This is a genomic window from Rarobacter faecitabidus, from assembly GCF_006716265.1.
GTDB lineage: Bacteria > Actinomycetota > Actinomycetes > Actinomycetales > Cellulomonadaceae > Rarobacter > Rarobacter faecitabidus.
In genome coordinates, this window is record NZ_VFOS01000001.1 from 579516 (window position 1) to 600549 (window position 21034).

Annotated in this window: 23 protein-coding genes; 13 read left to right on the top strand and 10 right to left on the bottom strand. The window is 66.0% G+C overall.

Annotated features, from left to right (window positions below; translation table 11 throughout):
* Positions 1-41 precede the first annotated feature (41 nt).
* Positions 42-365, bottom strand: coding sequence for a hypothetical protein (locus tag FB461_RS02565; RefSeq protein WP_142118679.1), 324 nt, complete (start codon positions 363-365; stop codon positions 42-44).
* A gap of 49 nt (positions 366-414) precedes the next feature.
* Between FB461_RS02565 and fdxA the strand changes: the two genes are divergently transcribed.
* From fdxA to FB461_RS02580, 3 genes are all read left to right on the top strand, one after another.
* The gene (fdxA, locus tag FB461_RS02570; protein ID WP_142118681.1) at positions 415-732 is read left to right on the top strand and encodes a ferredoxin; all 318 of its coding nucleotides are present in this window, start codon (positions 415-417) and stop codon (positions 730-732) included.
* A 55-nt stretch (positions 733-787) separates the two neighbouring features.
* On the top strand, positions 788-1900 hold the full coding sequence (dapC, locus tag FB461_RS02575) for a succinyldiaminopimelate transaminase (protein ID WP_142118683.1): 1113 nt from the start codon (positions 788-790) through the stop codon (positions 1898-1900).
* A gap of 221 nt (positions 1901-2121) precedes the next feature.
* Positions 2122-3417, top strand: a complete 1296-nt coding sequence (locus FB461_RS02580; protein ID WP_142118685.1) for a citrate synthase — start codon at positions 2122-2124, stop codon at positions 3415-3417.
* A 124-nt stretch (positions 3418-3541) separates the two neighbouring features.
* Here the strand turns inward: FB461_RS02580 and FB461_RS12115 are convergent, their stop codons facing one another.
* A complete protein-coding gene (locus FB461_RS12115) occupies positions 3542-4438 on the bottom strand; it encodes a hypothetical protein (RefSeq protein WP_211349824.1) in 897 nt (298 codons plus the stop codon).
* Positions 4438-5412, bottom strand: a complete 975-nt coding sequence (gene dapD, locus FB461_RS02590; RefSeq protein ID WP_142118687.1) for a 2,3,4,5-tetrahydropyridine-2,6-dicarboxylate N-succinyltransferase — start codon at positions 5410-5412, stop codon at positions 4438-4440. The genes FB461_RS12115 and dapD overlap by 1 nt, the downstream gene beginning before the upstream one ends.
* 90 nt (positions 5413-5502) lie before the next feature.
* On the opposite strand from dapD, the gene dapE reads away from it, so the two are divergent.
* The 4 genes from dapE to FB461_RS02610 are packed head-to-tail and all read left to right on the top strand — an operon-like array spanning position 5503 to position 9234.
* A complete protein-coding gene (gene dapE, locus FB461_RS02595; protein ID WP_142118689.1) occupies positions 5503-6636 on the top strand; it encodes a succinyl-diaminopimelate desuccinylase in 1134 nt (377 codons plus the stop codon).
* Between the two features lie 10 nt (positions 6637-6646).
* Complete coding sequence (locus FB461_RS02600; RefSeq protein ID WP_142118691.1) at positions 6647-7411, top strand: LOG family protein; 765 nt, start codon at positions 6647-6649, stop codon at positions 7409-7411.
* Positions 7412-7457: 46 nt separating this feature from the next.
* A complete protein-coding gene (locus tag FB461_RS02605; protein ID WP_142118693.1) occupies positions 7458-7625 on the top strand; it encodes a DUF3117 domain-containing protein in 168 nt (55 codons plus the stop codon).
* Position 7626: 1 nt separating this feature from the next.
* Positions 7627-9234 (top strand): leucyl aminopeptidase family protein, encoded by a 1608-nt coding sequence (locus FB461_RS02610; RefSeq protein WP_142118695.1) that lies wholly within the window; start codon positions 7627-7629, stop codon positions 9232-9234.
* Between the two features lie 20 nt (positions 9235-9254).
* On the opposite strand, the gene FB461_RS02615 is transcribed toward FB461_RS02610, so the two are convergent.
* Complete coding sequence (locus FB461_RS02615; protein WP_246045973.1) at positions 9255-9842, bottom strand: O-methyltransferase; 588 nt, start codon at positions 9840-9842, stop codon at positions 9255-9257.
* Between the two features lie 119 nt (positions 9843-9961).
* Between FB461_RS02615 and FB461_RS02620 the strand changes: the two genes are divergently transcribed.
* From FB461_RS02620 to FB461_RS02630, 3 genes are all read left to right on the top strand, one after another.
* Positions 9962-10327: a twin-arginine translocase TatA/TatE family subunit gene (locus tag FB461_RS02620; RefSeq protein WP_246045974.1), complete on the top strand. Its 366-nt coding sequence runs from the start codon at positions 9962-9964 to the stop codon at positions 10325-10327.
* Between the two features lie 82 nt (positions 10328-10409).
* Positions 10410-11456 carry a tryptophan--tRNA ligase gene (trpS, locus tag FB461_RS02625; RefSeq protein WP_425466874.1) on the top strand — a complete coding sequence of 349 codons (1047 nt, stop codon included), beginning with the start codon at positions 10410-10412 and terminating at the stop codon, positions 11454-11456.
* Complete coding sequence (locus tag FB461_RS02630) at positions 11456-12046, top strand: 2'-5' RNA ligase family protein (protein WP_142118701.1); 591 nt, start codon at positions 11456-11458, stop codon at positions 12044-12046. Before trpS ends, FB461_RS02630 begins: the two co-directional genes overlap by 1 nt.
* A gap of 60 nt (positions 12047-12106) precedes the next feature.
* On the opposite strand, the gene FB461_RS02635 is transcribed toward FB461_RS02630, so the two are convergent.
* On the bottom strand, positions 12107-12367 hold the full coding sequence (locus tag FB461_RS02635; RefSeq protein WP_142118704.1) for a hypothetical protein: 261 nt from the start codon (positions 12365-12367) through the stop codon (positions 12107-12109).
* 65 nt (positions 12368-12432) lie between these two features.
* Between FB461_RS02635 and FB461_RS02640 the strand changes: the two genes are divergently transcribed.
* Positions 12433-13350, top strand: a complete 918-nt coding sequence (locus tag FB461_RS02640; protein WP_142118706.1) for a YihY/virulence factor BrkB family protein — start codon at positions 12433-12435, stop codon at positions 13348-13350.
* Between the two features lie 219 nt (positions 13351-13569).
* Here the strand turns inward: FB461_RS02640 and FB461_RS02645 are convergent, their stop codons facing one another.
* Genes FB461_RS02645 through sdhC form a run of 4 tightly spaced genes read right to left on the bottom strand, consistent with a single transcriptional unit; the run spans position 13570 to position 17055 of the window.
* Positions 13570-14337 carry a succinate dehydrogenase iron-sulfur subunit gene (locus tag FB461_RS02645; protein WP_142118708.1) on the bottom strand — a complete coding sequence of 256 codons (768 nt, stop codon included), beginning with the start codon at positions 14335-14337 and terminating at the stop codon, positions 13570-13572.
* Complete coding sequence (gene sdhA, locus FB461_RS02650) at positions 14337-16190, bottom strand: succinate dehydrogenase flavoprotein subunit (RefSeq protein WP_142118710.1); 1854 nt, start codon at positions 16188-16190, stop codon at positions 14337-14339. The genes FB461_RS02645 and sdhA overlap by 1 nt, the downstream gene beginning before the upstream one ends.
* Before the next feature lie 29 nt (positions 16191-16219).
* Positions 16220-16672, bottom strand: coding sequence for a succinate dehydrogenase hydrophobic membrane anchor subunit (locus FB461_RS02655; protein ID WP_142118713.1), 453 nt, complete (start codon positions 16670-16672; stop codon positions 16220-16222).
* A gap of 2 nt (positions 16673-16674) precedes the next feature.
* Positions 16675-17055: a succinate dehydrogenase, cytochrome b556 subunit gene (gene sdhC / locus FB461_RS02660; protein WP_142118715.1), complete on the bottom strand. Its 381-nt coding sequence runs from the start codon at positions 17053-17055 to the stop codon at positions 16675-16677.
* Between the two features lie 207 nt (positions 17056-17262).
* Between sdhC and FB461_RS02665 the strand changes: the two genes are divergently transcribed.
* Together FB461_RS02665 and FB461_RS02670 are read left to right on the top strand one after the other, a co-directional pair.
* Positions 17263-18390, top strand: coding sequence for a mannose-1-phosphate guanylyltransferase (locus FB461_RS02665; protein WP_142118717.1), 1128 nt, complete (start codon positions 17263-17265; stop codon positions 18388-18390).
* Positions 18391-18413: 23 nt separating this feature from the next.
* Positions 18414-19733, top strand: a complete 1320-nt coding sequence (locus FB461_RS02670; RefSeq protein ID WP_142118719.1) for an amidohydrolase — start codon at positions 18414-18416, stop codon at positions 19731-19733.
* A 47-nt stretch (positions 19734-19780) separates the two neighbouring features.
* On the opposite strand, the gene FB461_RS02675 is transcribed toward FB461_RS02670, so the two are convergent.
* On the bottom strand, positions 19781-21034 hold the full coding sequence (locus FB461_RS02675; protein ID WP_142118721.1) for a sulfate adenylyltransferase subunit 1: 1254 nt from the start codon (positions 21032-21034) through the stop codon (positions 19781-19783).

The following is a 21034-nucleotide window of genomic DNA, read 5'->3' on the forward strand; positions in this document are numbered from 1 at the left end:
GCGAACCAGCGTGAACTTCCGCCCTGGTCTGTGGCGGTGCGCTACTCGGCCTTCGGTCGCCGTCGCGGGGGAGCGGGCGGGACCGGCTTGCCGGTCAGAATCGCGGTCACCGGAATCGTCGCGAGGCTCTCGTCCCTGCGACGAATGACGAGCTCTGACTCCGTAAGCGACTCGATGTGCCCCAACACGTCGGTGTACTTGTGGCGGGGATCATCGATGACGACACGCACCATCACCCGCTGGCCGGGGTGCCACGAAGCCCATGGGATCGGTGCGGTCACCGGCTCGACTGCGGCCGAGACGTGGGATTTGCCACGTTCCGAATCGCCGTCCGAGGAGTGGAATAGACCGGTATCGGGCGTCACGTGGTACTACGCTAGTCGAAGAAGTGTCCCCGAGTCAGGAGTCGACAAGATGACCTACGTGATTGCGCAGCCTTGCGTCGATGTCAAGGACAAGGCATGCATCGAGGAGTGCCCGGTCGACTGCATCTACGAGGGCAAGCGCTCGCTGTACATCCACCCTGACGAGTGCGTCGACTGTGGGGCATGCGAGCCTGTCTGCCCGGTGGAGGCCATCTACTACGAAGACGACGTCCCGGAGGAGTGGGACGACTACACGCGCGCAAACGTGGACTTCTTCAACGAGGTGGGTTCCCCTGGCGGCGCGGCAAAGATGGGTCAGATCGACCACGACGACCCGATGATCGCCGAACTCCCGCCCCAGGCGTGACACGCGACGCCATGCGCGGCCGCCGTTACCCGGTTCGGTCCGGGAGGGCCCGATAGTGGGATTCGCCGAGTTCGACGAGGACTATCCGTGGGACGCGCTCATACCGTATCGCCGGCGCGCGAGTCAGCATCCGGGCGGAACTGTCGATCTGTCTATCGGCACGCCAATCGACCCCACACCGAGCGCGGTCCAGGAGGCGCTCGCCGCCGCGTCGGGCGCGCCTGGATATCCGCTCACCGCCGGAACCCCGGCGCTGCGCGCCGCGATCGCACGCTGGTTCCTGCGGCGGCGCGGAGTCGAGATAGCGCCGGAAGCCACGCTGCCGACAATCGGCTCCAAGGAACTCGTCGGGTTGCTGCCGTCGCTGCTGGGCCTGGGCGCGGGGGACGTCGTCGTCCACCCCGCGGTCGCCTATCCCACCTACCGAGTCGGCGCGCTGCTGGCGGGAGCTCAAGCGCTGGCCAGCGACGACGTGGACGAGTGGTCGGCAAATTCCGCGGTCAAGCTCGTGTGGCTGAACTCGCCCTCGAATCCGACCGGCCGCGTCATGCCGGACGCGGAGATCGCGCGTGCCATTGCGGCCGCGCGGCAGCTCGGCGCCGTGGTGGTGGGGGACGAGTGCTACGCCGAACTCGACTGGCGCGCGGGAGGCTCGACCACCACCAGCGTGCTGTCGGCGGAAGTGTGCGGCGACAGCCACGAGGGCGTGCTGGCCGCCTACTCGCTGTCCAAGCAGTCCAACGTCGCGGGATATCGCGCGGCCTTCGTGGCGGGGGACCGAGCGATTGTCGACCGGCTCCTGCGCATCCGCAAGCACCTGGGGATGATCGTGCCGGAGCCGATTCAGGCGGCCATGACCGCCGCGCTCGAGGACGACGCGCACGTCACGGCTCAACGCGAGCTGTATCGCGGCCGCCGGCAGAAGCTCCTTGCCGCCGTCCGTGAGGCGGGGTTCGAGTTGCACGGATCCGAGGCAGGGCTTTACCTGTGGGCTAGGCGGCCGGAGGACGAGGACTGCTGGGCGACCATCGGGTGGCTCGCCGACCGGGGCATCGTTGCCGGCCCGGGTGAGTTCTACGGCGAAAGTGCGCGCCGGTGGGTGCGGTTGTCGGTCACGGCGTCGGACGAGGACATCTCGACCGCCGCCGCCCGTATCATCGAACGGTAATCCATTGCTCTAGGCAAGGTCTGCATTCTGGTATAGCCTTTGTAAAGTCTTGGTGACCCGAAGTGTGGAAAAAGTCCCATGGATTCGGTTCCGTTGCGTGCTAGGCGGTACAGTCGGTTTTCTGAGATCGCCGTCCGGCCCAATTGGGTTGCCCCACGGTGGCGCCCATCGCTCCGATCGGCGTGAAGCCCCAGACCAGTGTTGCTGAAGGGAATTATTAGGTGAGTGCCCCCACTGAATCTGTAAGCCTTGCGAGCGAGACATCGTCAGTGACCCTCCCCGTCATTTCCGCGGTGAAGGGTAACGACGGGATCGTCGTGGCGGACCTGATGAATGAAACCGGGTACGTGACGTACGACCCCGGATTCACCAATACCGCACAGTGCGAATCGAAGATCACGTTCATCGACGGCGACGAGGGAGTGCTGCTCTACCGCGGCTATCCGATTGAGCAGCTCGCCGGGAAGTCCACGTTCCTCGAAGTCGCCTACCTGCTCATTCACGGCCACCTGCCTACCGTAGATGAGCACGATGGGTTCGTGGAGCGAGTGAACCGCCACACGCTCGTGCACGAGGACTTCCGCACGTTCATGGGCACGTTTCCGCGCACCAGCCATCCCATGGCCGTCATGTCGTCCGCCGTGAGCGCGCTTGCCACGTTTTATCCCGAGTCACTCGATCCTTACAGCGAGGAGACGGTGGAGCTGGCGACCGTCCTGCTCCTGGCGAAGGCTCGCACGATCACCTCGTACCTGCACCGGCGTCGTGTTGGCGAGCCGCTGCTTTACCCGGACTACTCGCGCGGTTACGTGGACGATTTCCTGCGCATGACCTTCGCCGTGCCGTATGAGCAGTACGAAGCGAACCCCATCCTGGTGCACGCGCTCGACCAGCTCCTGATCCTGCACGCTGACCACGAGCAGAACTGCTCTGCGTCTGTGGTGCGGATCACCGGTTCCTCGCACGCGAACCTCTATGCATCGGTCTCTGCGGGCATCAGTGCGCTGTCGGGTCCGTTGCACGGCGGTGCGAACGAGTCCGTCCTGCGCATGCTCACGAGCATTCAGCAGAACGACGGCGACGTGAAGAAGTTCATCTCCCGCGTCAAGAACAAGGAGGCGGGCGTCCGCCTCATGGGATTCGGGCACCGCGTCTACAAGAACTACGATCCGCGCGCCGCGATCGTCAAGGATCAGGCGCACGCCGTGCTTTCCATCCTGGGAATCGACGATCCGCTACTGGCGATCGCGATGGAACTCGAGGAGATCGCACTCAGCGACGACTACTTCGTGCAGCGTCGCCTCTACCCGAACGTGGATTTCTACACCGGCATCATCTACCGGGCCATGGGATTCGAGCCCGCGATGTTCACGCCGCTGTTCGCCCTCGGACGCATGCCGGGCTGGATCGCGCAATGGCGCGAGATGATGCTCGACCCGAAGACCAAGATCGGCCGCCCCCGGCAGATCTACACCGGCTCGCCGGTGCGCGACTACGTGCCGCTCGACGAGCGCTGACACTGACCCACCCCGTTTAGCTTGGTCATCGCATGCGGGTTCCTGGTTCGCTCGCTCCTGTCAATCGTCCGCAAGCGAACGGAAACCGCGCACACGATACGGCGGTCAGAGCAACTACCCGAGGTTAAGCCTCCGCGCCGCCCACGATGATCGTGACGGAGGTCGAGTCAGCGGGCGGCTCGTCCAACTCCACCCAGGTGCCATCGGCGCGACTCCAGGATGCCTGGCCGACCTGCACCGACTCGATGCCGAGGGGGGACGCGACCGCGACCGCCCAGTTCGCCATCGCCAGGGCGAGCCGCGGCGCGTCCTTTCCGGTCAGGTTGAACTCTTTCGCGGCCTGCAGGGCGTCTAACTCGATGTTGCGATCACCGATCGCGGTGGCCGTGACGCCGGGAAGGTCGCGCTCGACCCGGGCGGTGACGAGCGTGAGATTGTCGCCCGCGATCGAGCTATCGGGAATGGGATCGAGTTGGCATTCGAGGTTCGTCCCGCTATAGCCGTTGAGCGCTGAGGCCCAAGCCCGGCCCATGGGCTCGTGATTCGCGTACGCATCCGGAAACGCCGAGCGCTGAACCTTCTGCGCAGCCACGGTGACGGGAAGCGTCTCGTAGCCGTCGATGCGGGCGAGCACGTCGTAAAAGGCATCTGTCGCGTATACCGGATCGCTCACCTGTTCGGCTGACCCCCATCCCTGTGAGGGCCGCTGCTGGAACAGCCCGAGCGAGTCGCGATCCCCGTAGTCGATGTTCCTGATCTTCGACTCCTGGTACGCGGTCGCCAGCGCGATTGTCGCCGCACGGGCGGGCATCCCCCGCGAGAGTGGACGGGTGCCGATCAGTGCCGCGTTCTCCGACTGCTCTGGCGTGAGCGACCATGAGACGGAGTCCGCCGAGGCGGTGCAACGCTGCTGCGAATACACCGCTTTGGGCGAAACCCGGTCCAGGATGACGACGATCAGCGTCGCCCCCAGCGCAAGGACGGCGAGGGTGACCAGGATCGTCGTGGCGAAACGTCGCACTAGTTGGCGTGCAGCGCCGCGTTCAGCTCGACGCCGGTTCCTTCCCGCGATACGACCTCGATCGCTCCACTGAGCGAGTTGCGGCGAAAGAGTAGGTTGTCCTGACCCGAGAGCGTCAGCGCCTTGACCGTGGTTCCAGCGTTCTCGCCGCCCGCGACCGTCACCTTGGAACCAGCCGTCAAGTACAGGCCGGCCTCCACGATGCAGTCGTCGCCGAGGCTGATGCCCAGGCCCGAGTTGGCGCCCAGAAGCGAGCGCTGCCCGATCGAGATCGTCTGGCGCCCGCCACCGGAAAGCGTCCCCATGATCGAGGCACCGCCTCCGATGTCCGATCCGTCGCCCACGACCACCCCGGCCGAGATGCGACCCTCGACCATTGAGGTGCCGAGCGTCCCGGCGTTGAAGTTGACGAAGCCCTCGTGCATAACCGTCGTGCCCGGTGCAAGGTGCGCGCCGAGCCGGACGCGGTCGGCATCGGCGATGCGCACGCCGTCGGGGAGAATGTAGTCGACCATCCGGGGGAACTTGTCCACGCCGTAGACGGCGACCGGGCCGTGCGCGCGCATGCGCAGGCGGGTCTCGTCGAAATCGCGCACGGCCGCCGGCCCGGCCGAGGTCCAGACCACGTTCTGCAGCACGCCGAACAGGCCCTCCAGGTTCTGTCCGTGCGGCTGCACCAGCCGGTGGGAGAGCAGGTGAAGGCGAAGGTAGGCGTCGGCGGCGTCGGCTGGAGCCGCGTCGAGGTCAATGTGGGTCAGGACGACGCGAGTGGCGACGCGACGTGCCTCGTCGGTCGACACCAGCGAATGCAGCGCTTGCGGAGCATCCGCTTCGGTCGCGCCCTCGATGGGGTTGCCCAGGCGCGGAGTCGGGTACCAGACGTCGAGGGTGTTGCCCGTGATGTCGATCGAAGCGAGGCCGAAGCCCCATGCGGAACGAGGCGAGTCTTGCGGGTCGGTGAGGTTCTCTGACATGCGCCCAAGCCTAACGCCCGCAGCGCTGCGAACGCTGATAGCGCCACCGGCTGGACCGGCCCTAGATGCACGGAAGTAGGATTGACCACCATGGCAAGCATCGATCTCACCGCGTCGCGCGAAGGACTGCGCGAACTCGTCCAGGCCCTGTGCGATACCGAATCCGTCAGCGGCAACGAAGCGCATCTCGCTGATGAGTTCGTCGCGGCCCTGCATGCCGCCGTGGGCGGGCGGGTCGCCATCCACCGCATCGGTAACAACGTCGTGGCAACGACGAATGAGCCGGTTGCCCAGCGCGTCGTGCTGGCCGGTCATTTGGACACCGTTCCGGTCGCGAGCAACCTGCCCACGCGCCTCATTGACGAGGGCACCGCGAACGAGCGCATCTGGGGCCGAGGTACCGTCGACATGAAGGCCGGTCTTGCCGTGCTCGCGCAGGTGTTCGTCGACCTGGTTGCGTCGGGTGAACCCTTGACACGCAACCTCACCCTCGTCGCGTACGAGAACGAAGAGGTGGCCGCCCACCTCAACGGCCTGGGCCACCTGGTGCGGGACCATCCCGGACTTCTCGCCGCCGATTTCGCGGTTCTCGGTGAGCCGTCGAACGGCGGCATCGAGGGTGGCTGCAACGGAACGGTGCGGGTTCACGTCCATACGCGAGGCAAGGCGGCGCACTCCGCGCGCGCCTGGATGGGGGAGAACGCGATCCACGCAGCCGCACCGATCCTGGCCAAGCTCGCGGAGTTCACCGCGCAGACTGTGCCCGTAGACGGGCTGGACTATCGCGAATCGCTCAGCGCTGTCGCGATCAGCGGCGGAATCGCCGGCAACGTCATCCCGGATCACTGCGTGGTGACGGTGAACTACCGCTTCGCCCCCGCGAAGTCGGCCGACGAGGCAATCACGTTCCTGCGCGGATTCTTCGCTCCCTTCGAGATCACGGTCGACGATGCGGCTGGGGGCGCTCGTCCCGGCCTGGATCAGCCGATCGCGCAGGACTTCGTGCGCGCCGTCAGCGCCATCACGGGCGGTGGTGCGGCGGCCAAGGTCGGGTGGACGGATGTGGCGCGCTTCGCCGAACTCGGGACGCCGGCGGTCAACTTCGGACCCGGCGATCCGCTTCTCGCGCACCACGACGACGAGCAGGTGGCAAGCGAACAGGTCACCCTCTGTTACGACGCCCTTCACTCGTGGCTGACGGGCGCAAACACCTCGCTCGGATAGTGTGGCAAGCATGAGTACAGATGCACGCACCGCCAGCGAGGACGGCTACCGCAAGGGTCCGGTGCTCCTGCGCGGGGAGCAGATTCCCGATTCGACCAGTGACGAGAGACTGCTGCGCGGCGCGGATGGCGCCGACTGGCTCCACGGCGATCCCTGGCGCGTACTGCGCATCCAGTCGGAGTTCGTGGAGGGGTTCGGGGCACTCGCGGAACTCGGCCCGGCCGTGTCCGTCTTCGGATCGGCCCGCACCAAGCCCGACCACCGCGACTACGTCGCCGGCGAACGAATCGGTAGTCGACTGGCCGAGGAGGGATTCGCGGTCATCACCGGCGGTGGCCCAGGAGTCATGGAAGCCGCCAACAAGGGCGCCCATGAGGCGGGCGGCACATCCGTGGGTCTGGGCATCGAACTGCCGTTCGAGCAGGGCATGAACAGTTACGTCAACCTTGGCGTGCACTTCCGATACTTCTTTGCCCGCAAGACCATGTTCGTGAAGTACGCGAGCGGTTTCATCGTTCTCCCGGGCGGATTCGGCACCCTGGACGAGCTCTTCGAGGCGTTGACGCTGGTTCAGACCAAGAAGGTCAACGCATTCCCGATCGTGCTCGTCGACAGCGAATATTGGAGCGGTCTTTTCAGGTGGCTGGGTGATTCCGTGGCCACGCGAGGAATGATCAACCCCAGGGACCTGGAGCTGTTCCGGCTCATGGACGACCCGGACGAGGCAGTGGAATTCGTCGCAGCCACGTGTCGTGCGGTTAGTGGCTTAGAATAGAACAGGTAATTTCCGCTTCTCGGAGTTAAGAAATGGGGTCATTTCAATGGCGGCTATGAAGCCACGCACCGGTGATGGACCGTTGGAGGTCGTCAAGGAGGGTCGCAGCCTCGTCATGAAGATGCCCCTCGAGGGCGGTGGGCGACTCGTCGTCGAACTCAACGCGGAAGAGGCAGCAAACCTGAAGGTGGCGCTGCAAGGCGTCGTTGGCTGACGTGACTGAAACCGGCCCGTCCGGCGCTGAGAATCCGCGAGGACCGGAGCTCCGGTTCGAGGTGCCGGGCGAGACGGTGGCCGCATGGTCGCCGCCGCGGGACCCCTCCGCCGGTGCGCTTGCGATTGCCGTGCGGCCGCCTGGCGGGGACGAGGTCGTCCGCCCCGGTCCGGGCGCGATCGATGCCGCCTTGCGCTACGGGATCGACCTGTCCGATCTTGCGGAACGCTATCGCGTGACGGGCAGGGCGGGAGAGGTCACGGTCATCGAGTTGCCCCGCCTGCACGAGCGGAGCAGGCGGAGCCTCCCCTGGGACGGGCTACCCGCAACCGTAGTGTTCCTGGGCGTGGGAGACCTTACCGGTGACTGCCTGCGCAGCGCGGGCGAGGCCCTGTGGCCCGTCATTCGATCGCACGAGGTGACCGGAGTCGATCTCGGTGCGAGCCTCACATCCCAGGCCGTGGACGCGTTCGTGACCGGAGTGATGTCCGCGAGTTACGTGCGGCCCCGGTACGGGAAGAAACCGGACGACGACGGCCTCGTCCTCGAGGCGGTCATTCAATTCCTCGGTGCCTCGCAGAGCGCCGGCGAACTCAGCGCAACGGCACGGTTTGCCGCCCAACTCGGGCGGGCGGCGCAGATGGCGCGCGAACTCACAGACGTACCCAGCAACATCAAGTCCCCGAGTTGGCTCGCTGCCCGCTGCGTGGAGCTCGCGGAGCGTGAGGGCATGTCCGCGAGCGTGTACGACGAGGCGTGGTTGCGCTCGCAGGGCTTCGGCGGTCTCCTTGCTGTCGGTCGCGGCGCCGAGACTCCACCTTGCTTTGTGACCCTCACCTACGAACCGGACGCAACCGCCGGAGGGCTTTCCTTCGGTGCCGAACTTCCGCACTATGTGATCGTCGGCAAGGGCATCACCTTCGACACGGGCGGCTTGGCGATCAAGCCTCGTGAGCCGATGGCGCTGATGAAGACAGACATGGCTGGCGCGGCGGCTGCGATCGGCGCGATCGCTGCGATCGCGCGGCTGAATGTCAGTCTACGAGTCACGGTGGTACTACCCATCGCGGAGAACTCGTTCTCGGGAGCGGCGTACCGGGCCGGTGACATCGTCACGATGGCCGATGGCACGACCGTGGAGATCACGAACACCGATGCGGAGGGGCGCCTCGCCCTCGCGGACGCGATTGCATGGGCCCGCACAACGCTGTCCCCGGACGCGATCATCGATGTGGCCACGCTGACGGGGGCCGCCCGACTCGCCCTCGGCACCCGGACGGCGGCGTTCTACAGCACGAGCGACGCGCTGGCCGAACTCTGCTCCGACTCCGCCGCCAGCGGCGGAGAGAACGTATGGCGCCTTCCGTTGCCCGCCGCGTACCGAAGCGCCATCGATTCCCGCATCGCCGACCTGCGCCAGACCGCCATCGAGGGACAGCACGCGGGCAGCATCATGGCGGCGCTGTTCCTCGAGCGCTTCGCGGGGGAGGCTGACTGGCTTCACCTGGACATCGCCGGGACGGCCCGGGGCTCATCCCCGCGGCAGGGAGCCACAGGCTTCGGCGTGCAGACGCTGGCTAGGCTCCTGGTGGCGGCAGCAGACCGTTAGGTGGCGTCCGCCGCGCAGACCTAGCGGAGCTTGCTTGCGACGAGCAGCCCGGAGCCGACGGGCAGCAGCACGGGGGCCAGCGACTCGTCCTCCCGGATCCTCGCGAAAATCCGGCGCAGCGCGGTTACCGGTTCGTCACGGCGCGCCGGGTCGGGAACCTGGTCGTGCCACAGCGCGTTGGTGATAGCCAGGACGCCGCCGGGTCGCAGCAGCCGCAGCCCCTGCTCGACGTGCTCGGCGAGTTGTTCGGGCCATTCGGCGACGAGCACCAGGTCGTATGCGGAGTCCGCCAGGCGCGGGAGCACCTCGCCGGGACGCCCGAGAATCGTGCGGGTCCGGCCCGGAGCGATACCGCTCGCCTTGAACGATGCCTTGGCCTGGCGCTGATGCTCGGCCTCCACATCGATCGTCGTCAGCACACCTTGGGGCGCCATGCCCGCGAGCAGATAGAGGGCCGCAACTCCGGCCCCGGTTCCGACCTCAACGACCGTCTTGGCCTGGAGTGTTGCCGCCAGGGTGCGCAGCGTCGCGCCGGTGGCGGGGCTGATCGCGGGGATGCCGAACTCGGCTGCGCGGCTGCGCGCCTGTTGGAGTTCGGGCGAGTCCACGACGAATTCCTCGGCGTAACTCCAGCTCAGTGCCTTGTCGGTAGCGATGACGATCTCCTAAAGAACATGTGCGCGGCGTACCATGGTGATGCTTCATTTTACGGGCAAGCGCGAGGAGCGTGCGAGTACAGATGTTCGGGATCAACGGCGGCGAGTTCCTCGTCCTCCTCGTTGTCCTCGCCATCGTCGTCGGCCCGTCCCGCCTGCCGCAGTATGCTGAGCAACTCGCCCGGCTGATCAAGGGCGTCAAGCGCAAGCTCGACGACCTGCGCAGCGATCTCAGCGACGAGGCCGGCGCATCCGAGGTCAACTGGCAGGACTTCGATCCGCGCAGGTACGACCCGCGGCGGATCGTGCGCGATGCCCTGTTCGAGGACGAGCCCTCCGCCGCTTCCTCGCCCGGTACCGGTCGGGCGAACCCGACCCCCGCCACCGTGCGGCTCGCTTCGGGCGAACTACCGCCCTGGGACGCCGAAGCGACCTGACCAGGTGTGTCCGCGATACGCGCGGGCGGTCGCGATCAGCGCGACGGCTCCCAGTTCGATTCCGCTTCGTCAACCTGACAAGATGGTGTTCATGTCTACTTCGCAGCGCCCGCGCATTCTCTCGGGCATGCAACCCACTCAGGACTCGTTGCACCTCGGCAACTACATCGGCGCGATGACCCAGTGGGTCGCGCTGCAGGACGACTACGACGCGTTCTACATGCTGGCCGACCTGCACGCGCTCACCGTGAACCCAGACCCGGCGGCGCTGCGCGAGCGCACGCGCCGTACCGCCGCGCAATACCTGGCCGGCGGCCTTGATCCTCAGCGGGCGACGCTGTTCGCGCAGTCGCACATTCCCGAGCACGCGGAACTCGCCTGGGTGCTGTCCTGTATCACGGGCTACGGCGAGGCCGGGCGCATGACGCAGTTCAAGGATAAGAGTGCCAAGCGCGGGTCGGAGGGGACGACAGTCGGGCTGTTCACCTATCCGGTGCTGATGGCTGCGGACATCATCCTGTACGACGCGGCGCTCGTACCCGTAGGCGAGGACCAGCGCCAGCACCTGGAACTCACGCGCAACCTGGCAGAGCGGATCAACGCGCGCTATGGCGAGGACACTGCCGTGGTACCCGAGCCGCACATCGTGAAGTCGATTGCGAAGATCTTCGACCTGCAGAACCCCGAGGCGAAGATGAGCAAGTCCATCGGCGGGGCCAAGGGCACCATCTGGCTGCTGGAAGACCCGAAGCGCGCCGCCAAGGCGATCAAGTCGGCGGTGACGGACGCGGGAGACACGATCGCCTACGACCCCGCCGCCAAGCCGGGCGTTTCGAATCTGCTGTCGATCTACTCGGCGCTCACGGGCCGAGACATCCAGGACATCGTCACGGCCTACGAGGGCAAGCAGTACGGTCATCTCAAGGTGGATCTTGCCGAGATCGTCGTCGATTTCCTCGTCCCATTCCAAGCCAAGGTGGACGAGTACCTGTCCGACCCCGCCGAACTGGATGCCGTGCTGGCCCGCGGGGCTGCTCGCGCGCGCGAGACCGCCGCGCAGACGCTTGGCCGCGTCTACGACCGGGTGGGGCTGCTGGCTCCGGCCGGTGCCGCCAGGGGGCGGGGATAATGAGGCTCCCGGAGCGAGGCGAGGGCCAGTTGCGCATCGGCGTCGCGATCACGGTACCGGAACCCTTCGCGACCGAGTTGCAGGTGGCCCGCCAGGGGTTCAAGGACCCGCTCGCGCTGACGATTCCCCCGCATATCACCCTGTTGGGGCCCACGGTCGTCAACGAGGCGGACATGGACGAGGTCCACGAGCATCTGGCAGGCGTTGCCGCCACGGTGCCGACGTTCCTGGTGCACCTGCGTAGTTCAGGCACATTCCGGCCGATCTCGCAGGTCGTCTTCGTCCAGGTGGCGCAGGGAATCGCGGAGTGCGAAATGCTGGAAACGGCGATTCGACGCGGTCCGCTGGCGCAGGAATTGCGTTTCCACTACCACCCGCACGTCACGGTCGCGCACGACGTGCCGGCCACGCAACTGAACGTGGCGTTCGAGGACATGGCATCGTACGAGGCGAGTTTCGCGGCCAACGAGATCCAGCTCTACGAGCATGGAGATGACAACAAGTGGCGCGTCGTGCGCTCCTACCCGCTCATCTCAGAGGTGACGGACGACGATTTTCCCACCGTGCTGGTGCCGCCGCCGGACGCCTAGCCAGTAGCACTCGCCGAGACCCTCGGTCCGAGGCCGTGGAGAGCCTTGGCGGCTCAGCTCCTAGCGCGAACCCAGGATGATGAGTACGAGCGCCAGCACGATCGCGCCGATCGCGACGCCGAGGACCGTTCGCTGGACCCACACCGGAGATGCCTCGCCCCACGGCTTGTCGTCCTCCAGTTCCGCTGGCTCGTCGCCGTCATCGGCGGGCAGGAGCGGGGCCGGGGGAGCGTTCTCTTCATCGAGGGCAGGGCCATTCGTCTCAGCGCGATGGGCGTCGCCGCCGTCGTTGTCGTCGAATTGCGGGCCGGGCGAAGTCATGAAATGAATCTAGCACCTGGTTCCGCGTACGCTGGAACGCCGGCCGACAGAAGAGGTACCCCGCGATGCGCATGGTTGATGACACGATCAAGAACGTTAAGCGACTGTTGGACTGGTGGAATGCTACTCGCCTGGGGCGAGCGATCGGCCGCTATGGACGGGCGCCGGGCGGTCTACTCTCGGGAGGCGTGGCCTATTCGGCGGCCTTCTCGATGTTCGCGGCCCTCGTTATCGGCTACACCATCCTGGCTCGAGTTCTCAGCGGGCAGGAGGAACTGCGGGACAGGGTCATCGATCAGATCGACCAGTACATTCCCGGCCTCGTAGACAATGGCGATGGCGGGGTACTCAGCCCGGACCAACTCGTGTTGAGCGGCGGCACGGGATGGGCGACGCTCATCGCTGGCGTCGTGCTCCTCTGGAGCGCGATCGGATTCATGGGCGGGCTGCGATCCGCGGTGAGCACGGTGCTGGACACGACGTCAGACCCGATCAACCCGGTCCTCGTCAAGGTGAGGGATCTGGGCGGATTCGTGGTCCTGCTGGTTGCCCTCGTGGCGTCGGCGGCGCTCAGCATCGTCGCGACGAGTGCGTCTTCGTGGCTGCAGGGCATTTTGGGATCGGGGTTTGCCTCGGTACTCGTTTCGATCGCCGGGGTGCTTGTCGCAGTCGTGATCGACGTGGGGATATTCGTCTATGTCATTCGGGTGATGGGACGCTACAAGGGACGTCGATGGGAGACGCTCGCGGCGGGTCTGGCCGTGGCCTTGGTCGTTGAAGGGCTGCGGATCGCTGGAACGCAGGTCATCACCGGATCCGCCGAGAAGAACGCGCTTCTGGCGTCCTTCGCCACGATCATCACGCTACTGCTGGTCGTCAACCTGATCACCATGGTGACGCTCTACGCGGCCGCTTGGCTGGCCGAATCCCCGATGCTCGTGGCGGCCGAGGGCAAAGGCGACTCCGTGGGGGACGAAGCGTAATCCAACCTGCTTCACAGCGGCAGATTAGTGGCTATGTCGAGGATTTCGGAGTCGGGACAGCCACCTTGACTTCCAGATCGCCACGATCATAAACGGCGATTGGTGGCCTGGGCTGGCGTCTCATAAGGGTCCTAGACGCTCTCCACGATCAACGTCCCATATGGCATGGTCCACCGGTCCACGTCGTGTTTCGGCGACCGCTGGTGTTACCCCTAGGGGCTAGAACGCCCGGGTGATCATGGCGCGCTTGACCTCTTGGATGGCGCGGGTGACCTCGATGCCGCGGGGGCATGCCTCGGTGCAGTTGAAGGTCGTCCGGCAGCGCCACACGCCTTCCTTGTCATTCAGAACCTCCAGGCGCTGCGTGGCACCCTGATCGCGCGAGTCGAAGATGAATCGGTGGGCGTTCACGATCGCCGCGGGACCGAAGTACTGCCCGTCGGTCCAGAACACGGGGCAGGACGACGTGCAGGCCGCGCAGAGGATGCACTTGGTGGTGTCGTCGTAGCGCTCGCGCTGCTCGGGGGACTGGTGGCGTTCCGCGCTGGGGTGCTTGCCGTCGTTCACGATGAGGAACGGCATGATCTCGCGATACGAGGCGAAGAACGGCTCCATGTCGACGACGAGGTCCTTGATGACCGGCAGTCCCTTGATGGGCTCGACGGTGATCGGCTTGTTCGGATTGATGTCCTTCAGCAGGGTCTTGCAGGCCAGGCGGTTGCGGCCGTTGATGCGCATCGCATCGGATCCACAAATACCGTGGGCGCACGAGCGGCGGAAGGTCAGCGATCCGTCCTGCTCCCACTTGATCTTGTGCAGGGCGTCGAGCACGCGGTCAGTGCCGTGCACGTCGACGTCGAACTCATCCCAGTACGGGTCCGGTCCGTGGTTTTCGGGATCGAAGCGCATGATGCGCAGCGTCACGGTGAAACTCGGGATGGCTCCGGCCTCGACGGGGCCGGTTTCGGTTTCGACGATGGCGGTCATCAGTACTTACGCTCCATCGGTTCGTAGCGGGTGACGGTGACGGGTTTGGCGCCCAGCTCGAGCTTGTAGCCGTCGAAGGCCTCGACGAAATCGAAAGCGTTCGCGTCGGTCAGATCGTCGGTGGCGACCAGGTCCGTCGTGGCGTCACCGGCGGCTAGCGGACGGCGGTAGACCATCGTGTGCTGCATGTAGTGGGCATCGTCGCGGTCCGGGAAATCCTCGCGGAAGTGGCCTCCGCGCGATTCGCGGCGGTTAAGGGCGCCGACTACAACGACCTCCGCGAGGTCGAGCAGGAAGCCGAGTTCCAGCGCTTCGAGCAGGTCGGTGTTGAACAGTTTTCCCTTGTCCTGGACCGAGACGCGCGTGTAGCGCTCCTGCAGTTGCCGGATCGTGTCGAGTGCCTCGGTGAGCGACTCGTGGGTGCGGAAGACCTGGGCGTTGCGGTCCATGATCTCTTGCAGCGACCTGCGGACGTCCGCCACGCGCTCGCCATCGGGACGGGTGCGCATGTCCTCGAGCTTGGCCACAGTGGCATCAACCGCGTCGCCCGGCACATCGATGAACTGCGCAGTCTTGGCGTATTCGGCGGCGGCGCGTCCGGCGCGCTTTCCGAACACGTTGATGTCGAGCAGCGAATTGGTGCCGAGCCGGTTGGAACCGTGCACGGACACGCAGGCGACCTCGCCGGCGGCGAACAGGCCGCGGACCACGTGTTCGTTGTCGCGCAGCACCTCGGTGTTGATGTTCGTCGGGATGCCACCCATGGCGTAGTGCGCCGTCGGGTAGACCGGCACCGGCTCGGTGTAGGGCTCGACGCCGAGGTAGGTGCGCGCGAACTCGGTGATGTCCGGCAGCTTCGCGTCGATGTGCGCGGGTTCGAGGTGCGTCAGATCGAGCAGGACGTAGTCCTTGTTGGGCCCGGCTCCCCGGCCCTCGCGGACCTCGTTCGCCATGGACCGGGCGACGATATCGCGCGGCGCGAGGTCCTTGATGGTGGGGGCGTAGCGTTCCATGAAGCGCTCGCCGTTCCCGTTGCGCAGGATCGCGCCCTCGCCACGAGCAGCCTCGGACAGCAGGATGCCGAGGCCGGCCAGGCCTGTCGGGTGGAACTGGAAGAACTCCATGTCCTCGAGCGGGATGCCGCGCCGCAGGGCGAGGGCCATGCCGTCACCGGTCAGGGTGTGGGCGTTGGAGGTCGTCTTGAAGATCTTGCCCGCCCCACCGGTCGCGAAGACCACGGACTTGGCCTGGAAGATGTGGATCTCGCCCGACGCGAGGTCGTAGGCGACGACGCCGACCGCGTTGACGGCCTCGCCCTCGGGGATCGTGTCGCGAGAGAGGTCATGGTCGACCAGCAGGTCGAGCACGTAGAACTCGTTGAAGAACTCCACCTGCTGCTTCACGCAGTTCTGGTAGAGCGTCTGCAGGATCATGTGACCGGTGCGGTCGGCGGCGTAGCACGCGCGGCGCACGGCAGCCTCACCGTGGTTGCGCGTGTGACCGCCGAAGCGCCGCTGGTCGATCTTCCCATCGGGGGTCCGGTTGAACGGCAGGCCCATGTGCTCCAGGTCCATCACCGCGTCAATGGCCTCCTTGGCCATGACCTCGGCCGCGTCCTGGTCGACGAGGTAATCGCCGCCCTTGACCGTGTCGAAGGTGTGCCACTCCCAGTTGTCGTCCTCGACGTTGGCGAGGGCCGCGCACATACCGCCTTGCGCGGCACCCGTGTGGGACCGCGTGGGGTAGAGCTTCGAAATGACCGCGGTCGAAGCCTCGTTCGAGGCCTCCAGCGCAGCGCGCATGCCAGCACCGCCGGCACCGACGATCACGACGTCAAAACTGTGAGTCTGCATCGCTTCGGCAATCTCCTTGGGTGGTGGGGCTAGCGCGCCGTGCAGAAGCTCGCGAGGAGATCTGCGGGAGCATCGGTGGGGCAGGGATCGAAGGTGAAGATGACGAGCGTGCCGAGCACGATCACGATCGCGGTGATGCCGTATAGGAACACCTTCAACCCGAAACGCAACGAGTCGCGAGATACGTAGTCGTTGATGATGGTGCGGACGCCATTGCCGCCGTGGATCATGGCGAGCCAGAGCATCAGCAGGTCCCAGGTCTGCCACAGCGGGCTGGCCCACTTGCCGCCCACGAACGCGAAGTCGATCGCGTGGACGCCGTCACCGACCATCAGGTTGACGAATAGGTGGCCGAAGATGAGCACCACGAGCACGACGCCCGAGATTCGCATGAAGAGCCAGGTGTAGAGCTCGAAGTTGCCGCGAGTGGTCTTCTTGCGCGCGTATCGTTCGCGCGGTGCGGGAATGATCGTGTCAGTCATGATCAGTGGCCTCCGAACACGTTCATCAGGTGCCGGGGCAGGAATCCGGCCATCGTGACGAGGAACAGCCCGACGACGATCCAGAGCATCACACGCTGGTAGCGCGGTCCCTTGGCGAGGAAGTCGACCAGGATGATCCGGATCCCGTTGAACGCGTGGAACACGACCGCTGCGACGAGGCCGGCCTCGCCGAGCCCTAGGATCGGCGTCTTGTACGTGCCGATCACGGCGTTGTAGGCCTCCGGCGATATCCGTACGAGCGCGGTGTCGAGTACATGGACGACGAGGAACAGAAAGAGCAATAGACCGGTTACGCGATGCGCAACCCACGACCACATGCCTTCGCGGCCGCGGTACAACGTGCCGACTGGTGCGCTGGGCACTCTCGCCTCCTGTGGCGTGTCTCGCGGGGGGTTCGCGACGCTGGCTGAGGGGATGGGGCGTAGAAGCGCCAGTCCACGGCGAACCGGCCCCTGATTACGGGGTATGAACAACTTACACCGTCACCTATCCATCCTTAAGTTAGGCTCCCCTGATTTCGCTGCGTTTCGTACGCGCGCGCTTTATCGCGCGCTCGCTATGCTGGCCTGATGGGCGATCAAGGTGAGGTTATCGAGGGGTTCACGGCGATTATTCCGGCGGGTGGATCGGGGACGAGGCTCTGGCCGTTGTCTCGCCAGCACCGTCCGAAATTCCTGCTCGACCTGTTTGGCAGCGGCCGGTCGATGCTCCAGAGCACCGTCGACCGCATGCGCCCGCTCTGCGATCCCGAGCGCATTTTCATCGTCACCGGTAGCGCGCACGAGGCAGCCGTGAGTGAGCAGTGCCCGGAACTCGCGGCCGCCGACAACATCTTGATCGAGGCATCGCCGCGCGATTCCATGGCTGCGATCGGTCTCGCCGCCGCCGTAATCGAGCGGCGCTTCGGTCCGACCATCGTCGGATCGTTCGCCGCCGACCACGTGATTTCGGGCTCGGACGAGTTCTTCCAGGCAATCAACCAGGCGGTCGCAGTGGCCCGAGAGGGCTATCTGGTGACGATCGGAATGCCAGCGACGCGCCCGTCCACGGCGTTCGGCTACATCAGAACGGGGGACCGGCTGGATATAGCGGACGCGCCGCGGGCACGCCGCGTCGTTGCGTTCAAGGAGAAGCCCGATTCCCACACGGCGATGGAGTACCTCGCGACAGGCAACTATCGGTGGAACGCGGGCATGTTCGTCGTGTCGACCGATGTGCTCCTCGGACATCTTGAACGCCTGCGGCCCGAACTGCATGCTGCACTGCGAACCATCGCCGGGGTGTGGGGCACTGACCGGCAGGCGGAGGCCATGCGCGAGTTGTGGCCGACGCTCGAGAAGGTGTCGATCGACGTGGCACTCGCCGAACCGGTGGCGGATGCGGGGGGTGCGGCGGTGATCTCGGGATCCTTCGGCTGGGATGACGTCGGGGACTTCAACTCGCTCGCCGCCCTGCTACCGTCCGCCGATGAGTTGGGCAACAAACTGCTGGGCATGCGCGAGTCGATCGTGACGGAGAAGGTCGCCGGATCCATCATCTCGGCCTCCACAGGGCGGACCATCGCGGTACTGGGGCTCGACGACGTCGTGGTGATCGACACCGAGGACGCGGTCCTCGTGACGACCCGAGCACGCGCCCAGCAGGTGCGGCAAATCGTGCAGTCGGTGACGGAGATCATCCCTGATCCGCCCGTGTGATGCCCTGTCGATCGCGGTAGGCTCTGGTAGTGAGTTCCGGACAACAGATCATCGAGAAGATCCACGCCGCCGCCAAGCGATACGAAGAGTTCCTGATCGGGTTTCGGCGGGATCTGCACGCGCACCCCGAACTCGCGAGAACCGAGTCGAGGACGACCGAGCGCATTGCTCAGGCGCTGCGCGACGCGGGACTACAACCGAGGCTGCTTCGCGGCACCGGGCTGACGTGTGACATCGGTGAAGCCGCATCGGGTGCCAGGCGCGTGGCATTGCGCGCCGACCTGGACGCGCTGCCGATCGTCGAGACGACGGGGTTGCCGTTCGCCTCGACGGTTCCGGGCATCAGCCACGCGTGCGGCCACGATGTACACGCCACAGCGGTACTAGGCGCAGGACTCGTCCTCAAAACCCTGGACGATGAAGGGCTGCTCACCCGGCCCGTCCGACTGATCTTCCAGCCCGCCGAGGAAGTGATGCCCGGTGGCGCCCTCGACGTGATCGAACAGGGCGTGCTCGAGGGCGTTGGCAGGGCGTACGCCCTGCACTGCGATCCCCGCTTCGACGTGGGACAGATCGGCAGCCGGATCGGCGCGATCACCTCCGCGTCGGATCAGATCATCGTCACGGTGTCCTCGTCCGGCGGACACACCTCGAGACCGCACCTGACGGGCGACGTGGTCTTCGCCATCGGCGAGATCATCACGCAGGCCCCGGCCATCATGGGGCGACGGCTCGATCCGCGCTATGGCGTCAACCTGACGTGGGGGATGGTGGAGGCGGGACAGACCGCGAACGCGATTCCCGCAACAGGCACGATCAAGGGCACGCTGCGCTGCCTGGACGTGCGCGCCTGGGAGCAGGCGGGTGACCTGCTGGATGACGCGGTCAAGCAGATCGCCGCGCCGTATGGCGTACGGACCGAGGTGCTGCACATCCGCGGCGTGCCCCCGGTCGTGAACGACGAAGCCGCAACCCAGCGCCTCGATCAGGCCGCGCGGGAGATGTTCGGCGACGATTCCGTCCGGCTCACCGAGCAGTCGCTGGGCGGCGAGGACTTCGCCTGGATCCTCAACCGCGTCGGCGGAGCCATGATCCGCCTGGGAGTCCACACCCCCGGCGGCCCCCGATACGACATCCACCGCGGAGACCTCGTCGTGGACGAGCGGGCGATAGCCGTGGGCACGCGGGTTCTTGCGCGAACGGTCACGCTCACCACGCCCGAGATATCGCTGAAACCCGAGGCGCCCTGGACGCCGACAGTGCTCGCCAAGACGACGGTGAGCAACCCGCTGGCGGCGCCGCACGGAGCCGACGGCAGCCACGGGCCAGGTACTCCCGCCTGATTCTGCGGGGTGCCCGACCGGTTCTGAGCCCGTGGTGCCCGACGCGCTCAGCGGCGCAGGATCATTCCGGCACCCACGGTGCGGTTGGTCTGTTCGTCCACGATGATGAACGAGCCGGTCTCGCGATTGTCCGTGTAGGAGTCGGTGAACAGCGGCGCGGTCACGCGCAGCCTGACCCGGCCGATTTCGTTGAGCGACAATGAGGTCGCCGAGGTGTCCCGGTGGAGCGTGTTGACGTCCACCTGGTACTCGATGTCCTTGATGACGGATCGGACCCAGCGGGTCGTGTGCTTGATCGCGTACTTCTTCCCGGGGATCAACGGGGACGATTCGTCCATCCAGCACACCAGGGCATCGAGGTCCTGCGAAGATTCCGGCACGTTGCGCGGCCTCACGAGCATGTCGCCGCGCGAGATGTCGATGTCCTCGGCCAGCCGAACGACCACGGACATGGGGGGATACGCCTCATCCAGCGGACCGCTCGGGCCGTCGATGGCGACCACCGTGGACTCCAGGCCGCTCGGTAGCACGCGCACCGGGTCTCCCACCCGGATGATCCCGGATGCGACGCTGCCCGCGTACCCGCGATAGTCGGGGTGGGCGGCCGTCTGCGGCCGGATGACGTACTGCACCGGGAAGCGTGAATCGACGAGATTGCGGTCCGAGGCGACGTGTACATTCTCCAGGAACGACAGCAGCGTCGACCCGGTGTACCAGGGCGTGTTCACGGAGCGATCCACCACGTTGTCGCCCAGCAGCGCCGACATCGGAATGAACGACAGGTCCTTGACGGTGAGCTTCGCGGCGAACTGCCGGAAATCGTCCTGGATTTCGAGGAAGCGCTCCTCGGACCAGTCGACCAGGTCCATCTTGTTGACGCACAGCACCAGGTGGGAGACGCCGAGCAGGGTCGCCAGGAACGCGTGTCGCCGCGATTGCTCGGTGACGCCGTTGCGCGCGTCCACCAGGATCAGCGCGACGTTCGCCGTCGATGCGCCCGTGACCATGTTCCGCGTGTACTGCACGTGGCCGGGGGTGTCGGCGATGATGAACTTGCGCCGCGGGGTCGCGAAGTAGCGGTAGGCGACGTCGATCGTGATGCCCTGCTCGCGCTCGGCGCGCAGGCCATCTGTCAGGAGCGAGAGATCGACGTAGTCGTTGCCGCGGCGCTTGGAGATGCGCTCCACGTCGTCGAGCTGGTCGGTGAACAGGCCCTTGGAATCGAACAGGAGTCTGCCGATCAGCGTGCTCTTACCGTCATCGACGGAGCCTGCTGTAGCAAAACGGAGGAGATCGGCCAT